At 60.4% G+C, this 16233-nt stretch carries 12 protein-coding genes; 8 read left to right on the top strand and 4 right to left on the bottom strand.

All coding sequences use genetic code 11. The features are described 5' to 3' along the window. Positions 1-8 precede the first annotated feature (8 nt). A complete protein-coding gene (locus L2I46_RS03080) occupies positions 9-1310 on the bottom strand; it encodes an NAD(P)/FAD-dependent oxidoreductase (RefSeq protein WP_023288715.1) in 1302 nt (433 codons plus the stop codon). A gap of 159 nt (positions 1311-1469) precedes the next feature. Between L2I46_RS03080 and L2I46_RS03075 the strand changes: the two genes are divergently transcribed. The 7 genes from L2I46_RS03075 (at position 1470) to L2I46_RS03045 (ending at position 11758) form a co-directional block, all read left to right on the top strand. Next, the gene (locus L2I46_RS03075) at positions 1470-2954 is read left to right on the top strand and encodes an aldehyde dehydrogenase family protein (RefSeq protein ID WP_085551244.1); all 1485 of its coding nucleotides are present in this window, start codon (positions 1470-1472) and stop codon (positions 2952-2954) included. A gap of 395 nt (positions 2955-3349) precedes the next feature. Then, on the top strand, positions 3350-4432 hold the full coding sequence (locus L2I46_RS03070; protein ID WP_236947540.1) for a YncE family protein: 1083 nt from the start codon (positions 3350-3352) through the stop codon (positions 4430-4432). Between the two features lie 59 nt (positions 4433-4491). Then, positions 4492-6690 (top strand): TonB-dependent receptor, encoded by a 2199-nt coding sequence (locus L2I46_RS03065; RefSeq protein WP_236947539.1) that lies wholly within the window; start codon positions 4492-4494, stop codon positions 6688-6690. 106 nt (positions 6691-6796) lie between these two features. After that, complete coding sequence (pheP, locus tag L2I46_RS03060) at positions 6797-8173, top strand: phenylalanine transporter (protein ID WP_023288717.1); 1377 nt, start codon at positions 6797-6799, stop codon at positions 8171-8173. Positions 8174-8360: 187 nt separating this feature from the next. Then, positions 8361-9566: an MFS transporter gene (locus L2I46_RS03055; protein WP_072096478.1), complete on the top strand. Its 1206-nt coding sequence runs from the start codon at positions 8361-8363 to the stop codon at positions 9564-9566. A gap of 16 nt (positions 9567-9582) precedes the next feature. Next, complete coding sequence (locus L2I46_RS03050; protein ID WP_023288719.1) at positions 9583-10605, top strand: sugar phosphate isomerase/epimerase family protein; 1023 nt, start codon at positions 9583-9585, stop codon at positions 10603-10605. A 1-nt stretch (position 10606) separates the two neighbouring features. After that, the gene (locus L2I46_RS03045; protein ID WP_044521461.1) at positions 10607-11758 is read left to right on the top strand and encodes a Gfo/Idh/MocA family protein; all 1152 of its coding nucleotides are present in this window, start codon (positions 10607-10609) and stop codon (positions 11756-11758) included. Between the two features lie 33 nt (positions 11759-11791). On the opposite strand, the gene L2I46_RS03040 is transcribed toward L2I46_RS03045, so the two are convergent. Then, positions 11792-12208: an Exc2 family lipoprotein gene (locus tag L2I46_RS03040; RefSeq protein WP_023288721.1), complete on the bottom strand. Its 417-nt coding sequence runs from the start codon at positions 12206-12208 to the stop codon at positions 11792-11794. Between the two features lie 248 nt (positions 12209-12456). On the opposite strand from L2I46_RS03040, the gene L2I46_RS03035 reads away from it, so the two are divergent. Then, on the top strand, positions 12457-13437 hold the full coding sequence (locus L2I46_RS03035; protein ID WP_017900840.1) for a LacI family DNA-binding transcriptional regulator: 981 nt from the start codon (positions 12457-12459) through the stop codon (positions 13435-13437). A 2-nt stretch (positions 13438-13439) separates the two neighbouring features. Here L2I46_RS03035 and L2I46_RS03030 read toward each other — a convergent pair whose 3' ends face one another. Both L2I46_RS03030 and L2I46_RS03025 read right to left on the bottom strand, forming a co-directional pair. After that, positions 13440-14684: a mechanosensitive ion channel family protein gene (locus tag L2I46_RS03030; protein ID WP_032454965.1), complete on the bottom strand. Its 1245-nt coding sequence runs from the start codon at positions 14682-14684 to the stop codon at positions 13440-13442. 70 nt (positions 14685-14754) lie between these two features. Further along, entirely contained in the window at positions 14755-16182 is a 1428-nt protein-coding gene (locus tag L2I46_RS03025; RefSeq protein WP_023288724.1) for an MFS transporter, read from the bottom strand. Between the last annotated feature and the right edge of the window lie 51 nt (positions 16183-16233).

Here is a 16233-nt window from a genome sequence, read left to right as displayed (position 1 = left end):
TCTCCTGGTTAACTCCGGCCTTTCCAGAAACCGGCGGTTTGATGCATCAGTTTTCCGGCAGTGACTAATAGCAAGCGCAGGCTGTCACGGCCGTGGATGGTCGCGTGGGGGATGCTGCTCAGCAGACGATAGCGGTCGGAACCGCCGTTGATCCCTTCGGCGAGTATTTTGCACACGATGTGCGACGGGGTGACGCCGAAGCCGGAGTACCCCTGGACGTAAAAGACGTTGTTGTGATCGCGTAGGGTGCCGATCTGCGGGAACAGGTTGGCGCTACAGGCCATCGGCCCGCCCCAGGCGAAATCGATCTTCACATCCTTCAAATAGGGGAAGACCTCCGCCAGCAGCGTGCGGTTCCAGGCGGCGAAATCGTTCGGCGTATACTCCACAAAGCGGGTGGCGCTGCCGAACAGCAGGCGGTTTTCCCGGGTGACGCGGTAGTAGTTAATCACCGGGCGAATATCGCTGAAGGCGCCGCGCAGCGGGCTGATGCGCTCGATCAGTTCATCGGAGAGCGGCTCGGTCGATACCTGGTAGGAGTAGGTGACCAGCGTTTTGTTGTAGATCTCCGGCTCCATATTGTTGAGGAAGCTGTCGCAGGCCCACAGCAGCTTGGCGGCTTTGACGCTGCCCATCGCGGTCCGTACCCGCACCTGTTTGCCGTAATTCACCTCCACCACCGGCGAGGATTCGAAGATCTTCACCCCCAGCGAATGGGCGGCCTGCGCCGAGCCGAGGAGCATATTGAGCGAATGGATCTGCCCGCCGCCCATATGTTTCAGCGCGCCGCAGTAGACCTCGGAGCCGACCACCTGCTGCACCTCTTTCCCGGTATACAGTTCGATATCTTCATCCGGGGTGGCGGCCTTAAACTCTTTCTCCCACTGGCGCAGCGTTTTGAGCTGCCGCTGGTTATAGGCGAGGTAGCCGTAGCCGGGGACGAAATCGGCGTCGATGTTGTATTTGCGGATGCGCTCGCGAATGATGCCTGCGCCGAGGTTGGCGATTTTAAACAGCGTCTCCAGCCCCTCTTTGCCGACGTGCTTTTTTACCGCTTCGATATCGTGACCGATACCGGCCATCACCTGGCCGCCGTTGCGCCCGGTGCCGCCGTAGCCGAGATGGCGCGCTTCCAGCACCACCACGTTAGTGATGCCCTGTTCCGCCAGCTCAAGGGCGGTGTTAATGCCGGAGAAGCCGCCGCCGATAATCACCACGTCGGCTTCAATATCTTCCCGCAGCGCCGGAAAATGGAGGTGGTATTTCTTCGTCGCGCCGTAGTAGTTCAGCGCATCGATTTTGATGTTCATCGCGTTACCCTGTGGTCTTGCCTCGCTCAAGTTCCTCATCACAGCACGCCGCGCGGGCGTTGAATATCGTCCGGAAGAATGACGTTCTTTAGAACGATGGGCGGCGGCGGGAAGCCGTGCTGTGATGGGCCAACGTTGCTGAAAAAACGGGTACTGACGATGAGCGAGATAACCTTACTGGCGGAAGTGACCGCCTTTTTACGCCAGCCGCACGGGCAGTTTATCGCCGGTGAGCGAGAGGCGGGCCGCGGCGCGCCGTTTGCGGTGATCAACCCGGCCACCGGGCGGGCGATCGCCGAGGTCACCGCGGCGGATAGCGACCAGGCGGACCGCGCGGTAGAGAGCGCCCGCCAGGCGTTTAGTCAGTGGCGCGAAATGCCGACGCTGGCGCGCGGAACCTTGCTGCTGAAGCTGGCGGATGCCCTGGCTGAGCATCGCGAAGCGCTGGCGCAGCTGGAAAGTCTCTGCTCCGGTAAGACCATCACCCTGGCGCGGATGTTAGAGCTGGATCAATCGGTCGCGTTCCTGCGCTACTTCGCCGGCTGGGCGGGAAAAGTGACCGGCGAAACGCTGGATGTGTCGCTGCCGTCGATGGCCGGGGAGAAATATACCGCCTTCACCCGCCGCCAGCCGCTGGGGGTGGTGGTGGGCATCGTGCCGTGGAACTTCTCCATTATGATTGCCGTCTGGAAGCTGGCGGCGGCCCTGGTCTGCGGCTGCACCATCGTCCTCAAGCCGAGCGAGTATACGCCGCTGACGCTGCTGCGCGTGGCGGAGCTGGCGAAAGCGGTGGGTATTCCGGACGGGGTGATTAACGTGGTCAACGGCGCCGGCGGCGAGATTGCTCAGCGGCTGATTACCCATCCGGCCTGCGCCAAGGTGAGCTTCACCGGCTCGGTGGCTACCGGCGAGAAAGTCCAGCAGTCGGCTGGCGCTTTCGGTAAACGGGTGACCCTTGAGCTGGGGGGCAAAAACGCCGCGCTGTTTCTTGACGACCTGACGCCGGAGGCGATGGTCAACGGCATTCTTGAAGCCGGCTACCTGAACCAGGGGCAGATTTGCGCCGCCGCGGAGCGCTTTTATCTGCCGCAGGGCAAACTGGATGCGGTGCTGGCGCTGCTGAAAGAAAGACTCAGCGCCTTCACGCCGGGATCGCCGCTGGATGAGCGCACGCTGATGGGGCCGCTGGCCAATCGCCAGCAGCATGAAAAAGTATTGCGGCTCATTCAGACCGCACGCGACGAGGGCGATACCATCGTCTGCGGCGGCGAAGCCCTGCCGGGGGAGGGCTATTTCCTGCAGCCGACGGCGGTCAAAGTGCGCAGTGAAGAGAGCACCCTGATGCGCGAGGAGACCTTCGGCCCGGTGTGCAGCTTTATCGGCTATCACAGTGAAGACGAGGCGCTGGCGCGGATGAATGCCTCGCCGTATGGCCTGGCGGCCAGCGTCTGGTCGGATAATATTCGCCTGGCGCTGCGCTACTCGGAGGCGATAGACGCCGGCATCGTGTGGGTCAATATGCATACCTTCCTCGACCCGGCGGTGCCGTTCGGCGGCATGAAGGGCTCGGGCATCGGTCGCGAATTCGGCAGCGCGTTTATCGATGACTACACGGAGCTGAAGTCGGTGATGGTGCGATATTAACCGCCGCTCAGCGAAATAGCGCCGGCATTTGTCGTTTTGCGCCAGATGGGCGACACATCCTGCGCCTTCTGGCCCTGAAACCGGGAGGGGGCACTGCCTCGCTTCCGGGACTCTTTTTCCCTTCGCGGAGCCTTTCTTCCCCCCGTTATCCGCCATTGCCGTAAAAAATTAGCAGATTATCTTTTTTGCCCGCCAGGGCTTGCCTGACACTAGATAATGCGTATAGTTCTCATTCTCTTTTTTATTTGCATATCGGGCAAGGTTCGAGCTGCGCCAGTGAGTCGTTCACAAAGAGTCGCGAAGGCGTAGGGTGACGTAAAGACAGCAGGCTGGAAACACACAATATCGGCCGCTGCGCGTCCATCGGGTCATTGATTTTTTATAGGGTTGATCCAATGAAATACACACTTCCGGCGTTGACGCTGGCCATCAGCGCGGCGTTAAGCGGCTGCGCGACGCATCCTTCCTCTGCCGTTTCCCAACCGGTTATCGACTCTCCAGCCCCTAACGTGGCGCAACCGCTGCAGCGCCAGCTAGCGGAAGGGCTGTACGAGATGGCGCTAAGCCCGCAGGGTGATGCGCTGTACGTCGCCAGCGCCGAAGGCTTTAAACATGTGCAGGGTGGGGCGGTCTACACACTGGATCCGCAAACCCTCAACACCATCGGCCTGACGCATACCGATCTGAAAAACTTCGCTTTACAGCTCTCTGCGGATGGTAAAACGCTTTATGTCAGCAATTCGCTGGACGGCGGCATCAGCGCTATCGACACCGCTACCGGCAAGGTCAAAAACCGCCTGCTGTTCAGCGAGCGCAATGAAAAAGGACGCCCTTATGGGGCGCGTCAGCTGCTGTTGCTGAACAATACTCTCTACGTTGGCGCGGTTGCCGACCCGGCGCAAATCTGGGTGGTTGATGCCACCTCCCTGAAGCTGAAAACACGCATTACAAATACCGGTAAATGGATGACCGGCCTGCACTACTCCGCACAAACCGGGCGCGTGTACGCCGCTAACGGCAGCGGTGAAATTCTGGTGATCAATCCCCATAACCAGCGCATTGAACAGCGCTGGAAGCCGCTGGGCGACAAGCCAGCGCTGCTCCTTAATATGGCTGAAGATTGCGACACCGGCCGCCTGTTTGTGACCGATAACTCGAAAGCGAAAACCACGCTGGTGTTGGATATCCACAGCGGCAAGCTGCTTAAACAGCTCGACGTCGGCGATTCGCTGGCGGTGCAGTTCAATAAGAAACGCCAGGAAATTTATATTTCACAGCGAGAATCCGGCAAGGTCATCAGCCTTGACGCCAGCCGCTACACGCTGAAGAAAAGCTGGGCGTTACCGGCCAATCCTAACAGTATGCTGCTTTCCGCCGATGGTCAGACGCTGTTTGTCACCGTCAAACAGCCCTTCAATAAAGACCACTCCACAAAAGGCCCGGACAGCGTCGTACGCATTGACCTGAACGCGCAATAAGAATATCGGGTCCGGCGACGGGCCCTTGGATTCATTTATCCTCATCCACGGGGCAAATTATGCACACCACGCTCTATTCATCCTTCCCGCTGCGTAAAACGCTGCTGGCCTTAGCCATCGGCGCCGCCAACCAGGCGGCGGTGGCCGCGGAAGAGACCGCCGCCACGCAGACGGGGGAAGAAACCCTTATCGTCGAGGCTAACGAAACCAGCGATTTTAAATCCGGCGGCGACCTGGTGGTTCCGGCATTCCTCGACGGGCAGATCGCCCACGGCGGTCGTCTGGGGATGCTTGGCGAACAAAAGGCGATGGACGTTCCTTTTAACGTTATCGGCTATACCTCGAAACTGATTCAGGATCAGCAGGCGAAAACCATCGCCGATGTCGTCAGTAACGACGCTGGCGTGCAGGCCGTACAGGGCTACGGCAACTTCGCCGAGACCTATCGAATCCGCGGGTTTAAGCTCGATGGCGACGACATGACCATGGGCGGCCTGGCGGGCGTGGTGCCGCGTCAGGTGATGGACACCCAGATGCTGGAGCGCGTTGAAATCTTCAAAGGGGCCAATAGCCTGCTTAACGGCGCGGCCAGCAGCGGCGTCGGCGGGATGATTAACCTTGAGCCGAAACGGGCGGAAGATCTGCCGACCGCGCGCGTTGGCGTCGACTATACCTCTGATTCTCAGGTGGGCGGCACCCTCGACCTTGGGCGGCGTTTCGGTGACAACAACCAGTTCGGCGCCCGGATCAACCTGGTGCATCGCGAGGGTGAAGGCGCTATCGATAACGATAAACGCCGTACCACGCTGGCTTCGCTGGGACTTGATTACCGTGGCGACCGTTTCCGCTCCTCGCTGGATTTCGGCTACCAGAAGAAAACGTTCCACGGCGGTACGATGGGCGTCAATATCAGCGGCGTGGATTTCGTCCCGGCGCTGCCGGACAACAGCAAAAACTACAGCCAGAAGTGGGGCTATAGCGATATCGAAAGCGAATTCGGCATGGCGAAGGCAGAATATGACCTGACCGATAGCTGGACGGTATACAGCGCCCTTGGCGGCCAGCATTCGCATGAAATTGGCACCTACAGCGCGCCGAAGCTTCTGAATAAAAACGGCGATGCCACGGTTGGCCGCCTGGATACTAACCGCATTATTGACGCCATCAGCGGCATGGGCGGGCTGCGCGGCGATTTTAATACCGGCGCGATTTCGCATCAGGTGAACCTCGGCTATGCGGCGCAGGTGCATACCGATGCCACCGCCTGGCGGATGTCGGCCAGCAACCCGACTACCAATATTTATGACAACCATGATGTGGCCATGCCGGATAACGCCTATTTTGGCGGTAACTACCACGATCCGCTGGTCACCTCACGCAGTCGTACGCAGGGCTGGCTGCTGAGCGATACCCTCGGCTTCTTTAACGATAAAGTGCTGTTGACCGCCGCCGCTCGCCATCAGAAAGTGGTCGTGCGCAACTACAGCAACGCCACCGGACTGGAAGATACTTCCTCGCGTTATACCCAAAGCCGCTGGATGCCGACGTTTGGCCTGGTGTACAAACCGTGGGAGTCGCTGTCGTTGTATGCTAACCATACCGAAGCGCTGCAGCCGGGTTCCGTGGCGCCGACGGCGGCGGCCAATGCCGGTGAGAGCACCGGTATCGCGCACTCGAAGCAGGACGAAGTGGGCGTCAAGATCGACTACGGTACGATCGGCGGATCGCTGGCGCTGTTTGAAATCAAAAAACCGAACGCCATTTCCGATACCGCTGGCAATTACGGCCTCGACGGCGAGCAGCGTAACCGCGGCGTAGAGATGAACGTCTTTGGCGAGCCGATGCTGGGACTGCGTCTTAACGCCAGCACCGTCTGGCTGGATGCAAAACAGACTAAAACCGCTGAAGGCGCAACCGACGGTAAAGATGCCGTCGGGGTGGCAAACTTCTACGCGGTGCTCGGCGCCGAGTATGACATCAAGCCGGTGGAAGGCCTGACCGCGACCGCGCGTGTCAATCATAGCGGTTCGCAGTATGCCGATGCGGCCAACACCAAAAAGCTGGATAGCTACACCACCCTGGATTTAGCCCTGCGCTATCGTATGCGTCTGAACGCCGACCAGAACGAAATGACCTGGCGCGTCGGGGTGACCAACGTGACCAACGAGAAATACTGGTCCGGCATCGACGATACCGGTACCTACCTGTTTGAAGGCGATCCGCGTACCGTTCGCGTCTCGATGAGCTACGACTTCTGAGGGTAAAACGCGGGGACGGGCGGCTGACGCTCGCCCCACGCAACTTGCGACAATCCCCCCTAAGTGATAAAAGGTGCCCCTTCGCAAAAACACACAGGGGAACGACGTGAAAGACGCGTCAACGTCGTCGGATGCCGTAGAAGAGAGCGGCCCGACGCTTCATCGCGGTTTACAGAACCGACACATTCAACTTATCGCCCTTGGCGGCGCGATTGGCACCGGCCTGTTTCTCGGCATTGGTCCGGCGATTCAAATGGCTGGCCCGGCGGTCTTGCTGGGCTACGCGGTGGCCGGGATTGTCGCTTTTCTGATCATGCGCCAGCTGGGCGAAATGGTGGTGGAAGAGCCGGTATCCGGCTCCTTTGCCCACTTTGCCTACAAATACTGGGGCCCATTCGCCGGCTTCCTGTCCGGCTGGAACTACTGGGTGATGTTCGTGCTGGTGGGAATGGCGGAGCTGACCGCCGCCGGGATCTACATGCAGTACTGGCTGCCCGACGTTCCGACCTGGATCTGGGCGGCGGCCTTCTTCCTCATTATTAACGCCGTCAATCTCGTCAACGTGCGCCTGTATGGCGAAGCGGAGTTCTGGTTCGCGCTGATAAAAGTGCTGGCGATTATCGGCATGATTGCCTTTGGCCTGTGGATGCTGTTTGGCGGCCACGGCGGCAGCAAGGCGGGTTTCGACAACCTGTGGAAGCACGGCGGTTTCTTCGCCACCGGCTGGCACGGTCTTATCCTGTCGCTGGCGGTGATCATGTTCTCCTTCGGCGGGCTGGAGCTTATCGGCATCACCGCCGCGGAAGCGCAAAATCCGGAAAAGAGCATTCCGAAAGCGGTCAACCAGGTGGTTTATCGTATCCTGCTGTTTTATATCGGTTCGCTGGTGGTGCTGCTGGCGCTCTACCCGTGGGTGGAGATCAAATCCGACAGCAGCCCGTTTGTGATGATTTTCCATCATCTCGACAGCAACCTGGTGGCGTCCGCGCTGAACTTCGTCATTCTGGTGGCTTCGCTGTCGGTCTATAACAGCGGCGTGTACTCCAACAGCCGGATGCTGTTCGGCCTGTCGGTGCAGGGCAATGCGCCGACGTTCCTCGCTCGCGTCAGCAAGCGCGGCGTGCCGGTGAACTCTCTGCTGCTCTCGGGGATTATCACCTCGCTGGTGGTGGTGCTGAACTACCTGCTGCCGCATGAAGCGCTGGGACTGCTGATGGCCCTGGTGGTGGCGACGCTGCTGCTGAACTGGATCATGATCTGTATGGCGCACCTGAAGTTCCGCGCCGCCCAGCGTCGCAAAGGGCGTGAGTCGAAGTTTAAAGCGCTGCTGGCGCCCGCCAGCAACTACTTCTGCATTGCTTTCCTTGGGCTGATTCTGGCGCTGATGTGCACGATCGACGGGATGCGCCTGTCGGCGATCCTACTGCCGGTGTGGATCCTGTTCCTGTTTATCGCCTTCAAACTGCTGCGCCGCCCGGCGTAAGCGAGATGCCCCGCCGTCCGGCGGGGCTGCCTGCCTTTTTATTGTGATCCTCTTCGCAGGTGGCGCATTTGCCTGGCGATCTTATTTTTGTAATCGATTACTTTTGTTTTGTGCGATTTTGTAATCGATTACTTTTCTGAGGGCGAGCAACATGGTCACAACAACAGAAGGTCGGGAAAGTGTCCGCGTGAGCCACCGTTTTCTGGTGCCGCGGCTGTCGTTAATGATGTTTATGCAGTTCTTTATCTGGGGCAGCTGGTCGGTGACCCTGGGGCTGGTCATGACCCGCTATGAGATGTCATTGCTGATCGGCGACGCGTTCTCCGCCGGGCCGATCGCCTCCATCCTGTCTCCCTTTGTGCTGGGGATGCTGGTGGATCGCTTTTTCGCCTCGCAGAAGGTGATGGCGGTGATGCACCTGGCCGGGGCAGCGATCCTGTGGTTTGTCCCCCAGGCGCTGGTGGCGCAGAACGGCGCGCTGCTGATTGGCCTGCTGTTCGGCTATACGCTGTGCTACATGCCGACCCTGGCGCTGACCAACAATATCGCCTTCCACAGCCTGGCTAACGTCGATAAAACCTTTCCTGTGGTCCGCGTGTTCGGCACCATCGGCTGGATTATCGCCGGGATCTGCATCGGGGTGACCGGCATCTCTGACACCACCGGCATCTTCACCCTGGCGGCGCTCTGTTCGGTGGCGCTGGCGATCTACAGCCTGACGCTGCCCCACACCCCGGCGCCGGCCAAAGGCATGCCGGTTCAGTTTCGCGATCTGCTGTGCGCGGACGCCTTCGCGCTGCTGAAAACGCGCCATTTCCTGATTTTCTCTCTCTGCGCCACCTTAATTTCCGTGCCGTTAGGCACCTATTACGCCTATACCGCGTCGTATCTGGCGGATGCCGGCGTTAAGGATGTCAGCACCGCGATGTCCTTCGGCCAGATGTCAGAGATCGTCTTTATGCTGGTGATCCCGCTGCTGTTCCGTCGCCTCGGGGTGAAATACATGCTGCTTATCGGCATGGCGGCGTGGTTTGTGCGCTATGCCTTTTTCGCCCTCGGCGTCAGCGAAGAGGGGCGCTTCCTGCTCTATCTCGGCATTTTGCTGCACGGCGTGTGCTATGACTTTTTCTTTGTCGTCGGCTTTATCTACACCGACCGCGTGGCGGGCGAGAAGGTCAAAGGCCAGGCGCAGAGCATGATTGTGATGTTCACCTACGGGATCGGCATGCTGCTGGGCTCGCAGATCTCCGGCGCGCTGTATAACCATCTGGTGGCCGGGCAGAGCGTACCGCAGGCCTGGGTGACCTTCTGGTGGATCCCGGCGGTGGCCGCCGCGGTTATCGCGCTGATTTTCCTTTTCTCTTTCCAGTACAACGAGAAAGAGCCGCACTAATTTTTCAGGAGGGGGTATGAAAACGATTAAGGGACCGGGCATTTTTCTGGCGCAGTTTATCGGCCCGCAGGCGCCGTTTAACACGCTGGAGGGGGTGGCGCAGTGGGCCGCCGGCCTCGGGTACAAGGCATTGCAGATCCCCTGCAACCACCCGGCGATTTTCGATGTCGAGCGGGCGGCGGCGAGCCAGACCTACTGCGACGAGGTCAGCGGTGTCCTGGCGGAGCATGGGCTGGCGATCAGCGAGCTGTCCACCCACCTGGAAGGACAGCTGGTGGCGGTGCATCCGGCGTATGACGCAGCGTTTGACGCCTTTGCTCCGGCGGCGCTGCATGGCGATCCGCAGGCGCGCCAGCGCTGGGCGGTGGAGAAGGTCAAGCAGGCGGCGGTGGCCTCCGGTCGCCTGGGGCTGAAGGCCCATGCGACCTTTTCCGGGGCGCTGGCATGGCCCTTTTTTTATCCATGGCCGCCGCATAATCAGCCGCTTCTGGATGAGGCCTTTGCCGAGCTGGCCCGGCGCTGGCGGCCGCTGCTGGACCTCTTCGACGAGCAGGGCGTTGATGTCTGCTATGAGATCCACCCCGGCGAAGACCTGCATGATGGCGTGACCTTTGAGCGTTTTCTCGCGCGGGTGGATAACCATCCGCGCTGCAATATGCTCTATGACCCGAGCCACCTGCATCTGCAGCAGATGGACTACCTGACCTATATCGATATCTATCATTCGCGTATTAAAGCGTTTCACGTCAAGGACGCCGAATTTCGCCGCAACGGGCGCAATGGCGTCTACGGCGGCTATCAGCCCTGGCAGCAGCGGGCTGGCCGTTTCCGCTCTCCCGGCGACGGGCAGATCGACTTCAAAGGGGTGTTCAGTAAGCTGACCGAATATGATTTTGACGGCTGGGCGGTGCTGGAGTGGGAGTGCTGCCTGAAGGACGCCGAGACCGGCGCGCGCGAGGGCAGCGAGTTTATTCGTCGCCATATCATTCCCGTTGCCGGGCGGGCCTTCGATGACTTTGCCGCCGGCGGGAGGGAATAATATGATTCAGGTCGCGATTATTGGGGCAGGGTTTATTGGTCCGGCGCATCTGGAGGCGCTGCGGCGGCTGGGGGATATCGAGGTGGTGGCGCTGTGCGACAGCAGCCTTGAGGCGGCGCAGCGCAAGGCGCGAGCGCTGAATATTGCCCATGCCTATGACAGCGTGGAGGCGCTGCTGGCCCATCCGGGGCTGCAGGTGGTGCATAACTGTACGCCGAACCATCTGCATGCCCAGATTAACCGGCAGATCCTCGCCGCCGGGCTGCACGTCTTCTCCGAAAAACCGCTGTGTATGACGGCGGAGGAGGCGCGGGAACTGGTGACGCTTGCCGCCCGGGCCGGCGTGGTGCACGGCGTCAGCTTCGTCTATCGCCAGTTCGCCATGGTCCAGCAGGCGGCGGCGATGATCCGCCATGGCGATGTCGGCAGAATCTTCGCGGCGCACGGCGGTTATTTACAGGACTGGATGCTGCTGGAGACCGACTACAACTGGCGGGTTGATGCGGCGCAGGGCGGCGCGTCGCGGACGGTGGCCGACATCGGCTCCCACTGGTGCGATACCGTGCAGTTTATGACCGGTCGGCGGATTGTCGAGGTGATGGCGGATCTGTCTATCGTCTGGCCGACGCGTAAAGCGCCAGTGAATGGCAAAGCGACCTTCAGCGCCGTTCACGAGGCGCAGGGATATGAAACCCGGCCTGTCGATACCGAGGACTTTGGCTCGGTGCTGTTGCGTTTTGACGATGGCAGCAAAGGCAGCTTTATGGTCTCTCAGGTGAGCGCCGGGCGGAAAAACCGTCTGGCGGTGGAGATTAACGGCAGCCGCTGTTCTCTGGCCTGGGATCAGGAAGTGCCCCAGCGGCTGTGGATTGGCCACCGCGAGCAGCCGGATCGGCGGCTCAGCGACGACCCCAGCCTGCTGCGGCCGGAGATCGCTGACAGCGCCCATTACCCCGGCGGCCATATTGAGGGCTGGCCGGACGCCTTTAAGAATATGATGGGCCATTTTTATCAGGCGGTGCGCGCCGGGAAGATGCCGGAGGCCGGGGCCCGGCGCTTCGCCGCTTTCGACGACGGCGCCGATGTGATGTACATCATCGAGGCGATCGTCAAAAGCCATCAGCAGCAGCGCTGGGTGAGCGTCGAACGCTGAATTCTGGCGGGGCGCAGGACGCGCGCCGCCGGGTTATTTCACCCCAAGATAGCCGTCGAGATAGGCCCCGGAGAGCTCATTGCCGAACAGGACGGCATCTTTATTTTCCATCGCATTATCCCATTTGTCGCTGGCGTTGCCGGTAAAGGCGTGCTCGGTGCGGGTGCCCTGCGCCGCCTGCTGTTTGATGGCCTCGGCGGTGCGACGGGCGTCGCTTTCGCTCATGCCAGCGGCTTTATCCTGCTGGCCGCGGGCGTACATCGCCGTGAAGGTCGGCAGGTTTAAACGGTAATTTTCCTGACGGTTGACGGTGAAGTTGCCGCCGACAAAATCGGAGCGGTGGGCGACGAACGCATAGGCGTGGCGTTCCGGTGACGATTTTGACGAGGTGCAGCCGGTGATCGTTACCAGGGCACAGCTGAGGGCGAGAATCGCGGTGGAGAGCCTCATGGGGATATCATCCTTAATCATAAAAGCACAAATGGGGCGCAGGCGGTCTGTTGCGCCTCCTGCGCTAATAAGCATATGAAACGGCAAAAGGATGCGCGTTAACGGGGCGGGAGAGAAGCCCTGATTATTAATAGTTTCCCGTGACACCGTCTTACTGAGCCGCGCTTGCGCGCCAGGCTGGCAGGCCAACCAGAGGTCATTTATGATAGCCTGCAGGATCCACCTCTATCGCAGGAAGTGCAGGGTTTATGTCTATTCAGAAAATTGCTCGTCTGGCCGGCGTTTCGGTGGCCACGGTGTCGCGGGTGCTGAACAACAGCGATACGGTAAAAGCCAAAAACCGTGAGCGCGTGCTGCAGGCGATCAAAGAGAGCAACTATCAGCCGAACCTGCTGGCGCGACAGCTGCGAACCGCCCGCAGCAATATGATCCTGGTGATGGTCTCCAATATCGCTAACCCCTTTTGCGCCGAGGTGGTGAAAGGGATAGAAGAAGAGGCGGAAAAGAACGGCTACCGCATTCTGCTGTGTAACTCCGGGTCGGATCTGGCCCGCTCGACCTCGGGCCTGCAGCTGCTCTCCGGCAAAATGGTCGATGGCATTATCACCATGAACGCGCTCTCCAGCCTGCCGGAACTGACCACCATGATTGGCGATGCGCCCTGGGTGCAGTGTGCGGAGTATGCCGACACCGGCAGCATCTCCTGCGTCGGGATTAACGACGTCGAGGCGGCCCAGGGGGCGGTGTCCCGGCTGGCCGACGGCGGCCGCCGGCGCATCGCGCTCATTAATCACGACCTCAGCTATCGCTACGCTCGTCTGCGCGAGCGCGGCTATAAAAGCGTGCTGCACGTGCACGGTCTGGCGTATCAGCAGGTAACCTACGCGCAGGATCTTAGCGCGGCGGCCGGTAAACGGGCGATGGAGCAGCTGCTGTCGCAAGATGAGAAGCCCGACGCGGTATTTGCCGTATCGGACTCCCTTGCCGCCGGGGCGCTGCGGGCGATTGACCAGGCCGGGCTGCGGGTGCCGGAGGATATCGCGGTGATCGGCTTCGACGGCACCGAGCTGGCGGAAGTGGTCTCCCCGCAGCTGACCACCGTTGAACAGCCCTCCCGGGCGATCGGCCGCACGGCGGTGGATCTGTTAATGAAACGCATCGACGATCCCGACGCCGCCGTCGAGCGAGTGATGATGGACTGGCGCGTGATCGCCCGCGCCAGCGCCTGAGGTTAGCGGGGGAAGGCCCCCGTCAGCGCGCGAATGTCGTTGCCGGTGGGCGTTTGATGAATGCGTAAGCCAAACTCCTCCACCACGGCGAAGACATGGTCGAAAATATCCGCCTGGATCCCCTCATATTCCGCCCACACCACGGTGTTGGTGAAGCAGTAGATCTCGATCGGCAAGCCGTTGGCATCCGGCGCCAGCTGGCGCACCATCAGGGTCATATCCTGGCGGATGCGCGGATGATGACGTAAATACTCCTGCAGATAGGCGCGGAAGGTGCCGACATTGGTCATTCGGCGCTCGTTGAGGACCGATTGCTCCCCGGCATACTGCTGGTTCCAGGCGCTAATCTCCTCGTGGCGCGAATCCATATAGGGTTTAAGCAACTTCGCCCGGATCAAGCGCTGCTGCTCCTGTTCATCGAGGAAATGAATGCTGGTGGTGTCGATGTTGAGGCTGCGCTTAATGCGGCGGCCGCCGGAGGCCGACATCCCGCTCCAGTTTTTAAATGAGTCGGAGACCAGCGACCAGGTCGGAATGGTGGTGATGGTGTTGTCCCAGTTGCGTACCTTGACCGTGGTGAGACCGATATCGATCACCGCGCCGTCGGCGCCGTACTTCGGCATCTCCAGCCAGTCGCCAAGCTTGAGCATATCGTTGGCCGAGAGCTGGATACCGGCCACCAGACCAAGGATCGGATCTTTAAATACCAGCATCAGTACCGCGGCCATCGCGCCGAGCCCGCTAATCAGGATCGCTGGCGACTGGCCTATCAGCAGGGAAATAATCAGGATGCCGATAATAATCGCCGTCACCAGCTTAATTCCCTGGAATATCCCCTTCAGCGGTAGCTGAGAGGCGGCGGGAAATTTCTGCGCCAGCTTTAAGATCACATCCAGCAGCGAGAAGAAGGACAGCATGGCATATATCATCACCCATAGCTGAGCCACGGTGGTTAATATTTCTGCGGCCTCGCTGCCTTTTTGCAGCCACAGCACCGCCTGCACGTTAACGATGATCCCCTGCAGGGTAAAGGCCAGTCGGTGAAAGAGTTTATTCTGCGTGATTATTTGCAACCACAGATGGCTGCTGGCCAACGCCCGTTTTTCAAAAGCGCGCAGGACCACTTTGTGCAATATCAGATGCACGACGACGGCGGTGAACAAGATAATGCCGAAGATAATCATCAGCGAGCGGGTAGGGGTTATTTCGATTCCTAAGGCGGCAATTTGCGATATTAATTCCTGCATAACGTCTCCTGAATATCCAGCGGGTATGATGACCGCTGGATAACGATTATGCAAATTACCGCCGCCGGTATTACGACGCCGCCGTCACCGGCTGTCGGTTGAGATGATGGCGCAGCCACAGCGCGATGGCCCCCAGCAACAGCATCATGGCCACCTCGACCAGCAGAAAATCAATCAGCGCCTGCGGATAGTTTCCGCCGCCGCGGCGGGCCAGCGCCAGAAACAGCGAACCGAGGATAGCCGGCCCGAGACCGAGGGTCGCCTGCTGCAGGGTGCTGAGGATGGCGCTCCCGGCCCCGGCGTCGCTGGCGCTGATATCGCGCATGCCAATCCGGTAAAAGCTGTTGACGATCAGCGCCTGACCGTAGCCGATCAGCGCCGTGGCGGGGACCAGCGTCAGGGCGGTGGTGGCGACGCCGAAGCGGGAGAAGGTGGCGCACAGCAGCAGTAGCCCGGCGATCTGCACCGTCAGACCGGTCAACAGGATCCGCCCCATGCTGTAGCGGGCGATAAGCCGCGGGGCATACAGCGCCGAAATAAAATAGGCCACGCCGAGGGCGATAAAGCTATTGCCGGACTGCCACGGCGCCATCCCCAGCCCCTCCTGCATGGTCAGCGCCATGCAGAACATAAAGCCGGACCAGGCGCTGAAGAACAGCAGAGCGATGGCCATCCCGAAGCGGATGCTGGTCAACTGCAGCAGACGCGGCGGCAGCAGGGGATGGTCGCCGCGCTGCTGCTGGCGCAGGGCGCTCTGACGCATGGCGAACAGCAGCGGCAGGACCGCCACCAGCATCAGCTGCAGCCACAGCGGCCAGTGCAGCTCCGGACCGAGGGCCATCGGGAACAGCAGGCAGCAGAGGATGAGGGCGAGGTACAGGGTACCCTGCCAGTCAATCCGCGACGGCGTCTCACGACGGGTTTCCGGCACATAGCGGCGGCTCAGGGCCAGCACCAGCAGGCAGATCGGCACATTGATAAAAAAGGCGTTGCGCCAGCCCAGCCCGGCGATATCCGCCGATACCAGCCAGCCGCCGCCCATCTGACCGACGATAAACGCGATCCCGCCGATCCCGCCATACAGGCTGATGGCCCGGGCGTGGGCCGGGCCTTTGAGGGTGACGTGCAGGGTGGCGAGGATCTGCGGCACAATCAGCGCCGCCCCGGCGCCCTGCAGGGTGCGGGCGGCCAGCAGGGCGCTGATGCTGTTCGCCATGCCGCACAGCAGGGAAGCGATGCCAAAGAGAGCGACGCCCCACATAAACAGGCGACGGCGGCCATAGTTATCGCCAAGCTTACTGCCCATCGCCAGGCAGACGGCAAAGGCGACGCCGTAGAGCGCGACGATAAGCTCCAGCTGCGTGGCGCTGGCCGCCAGGGTGTGGGTGATGGCGTCCAGCGCCACATTGGTGATCGAGGTATCAATAAGCGGCAGCATCTGGCCGCCCAGCAGCAGCCACAGACCGGCGCGGCCGGGTGAAACAGCAGACGTTTTCATGGGGTTCTCCATTGCGTCATTCAGCAGACCGACGTAGCATTACCGATAAAT

It is taken from the genome of Klebsiella sp. 2019SCSN059 (assembly GCF_021739525.1).
In the GTDB taxonomy this organism is placed as follows: Bacteria; Pseudomonadota; Gammaproteobacteria; order Enterobacterales; family Enterobacteriaceae; genus Klebsiella; species Klebsiella quasipneumoniae.
This window is presented reverse-complemented; position numbering and strand designations above follow the sequence as displayed.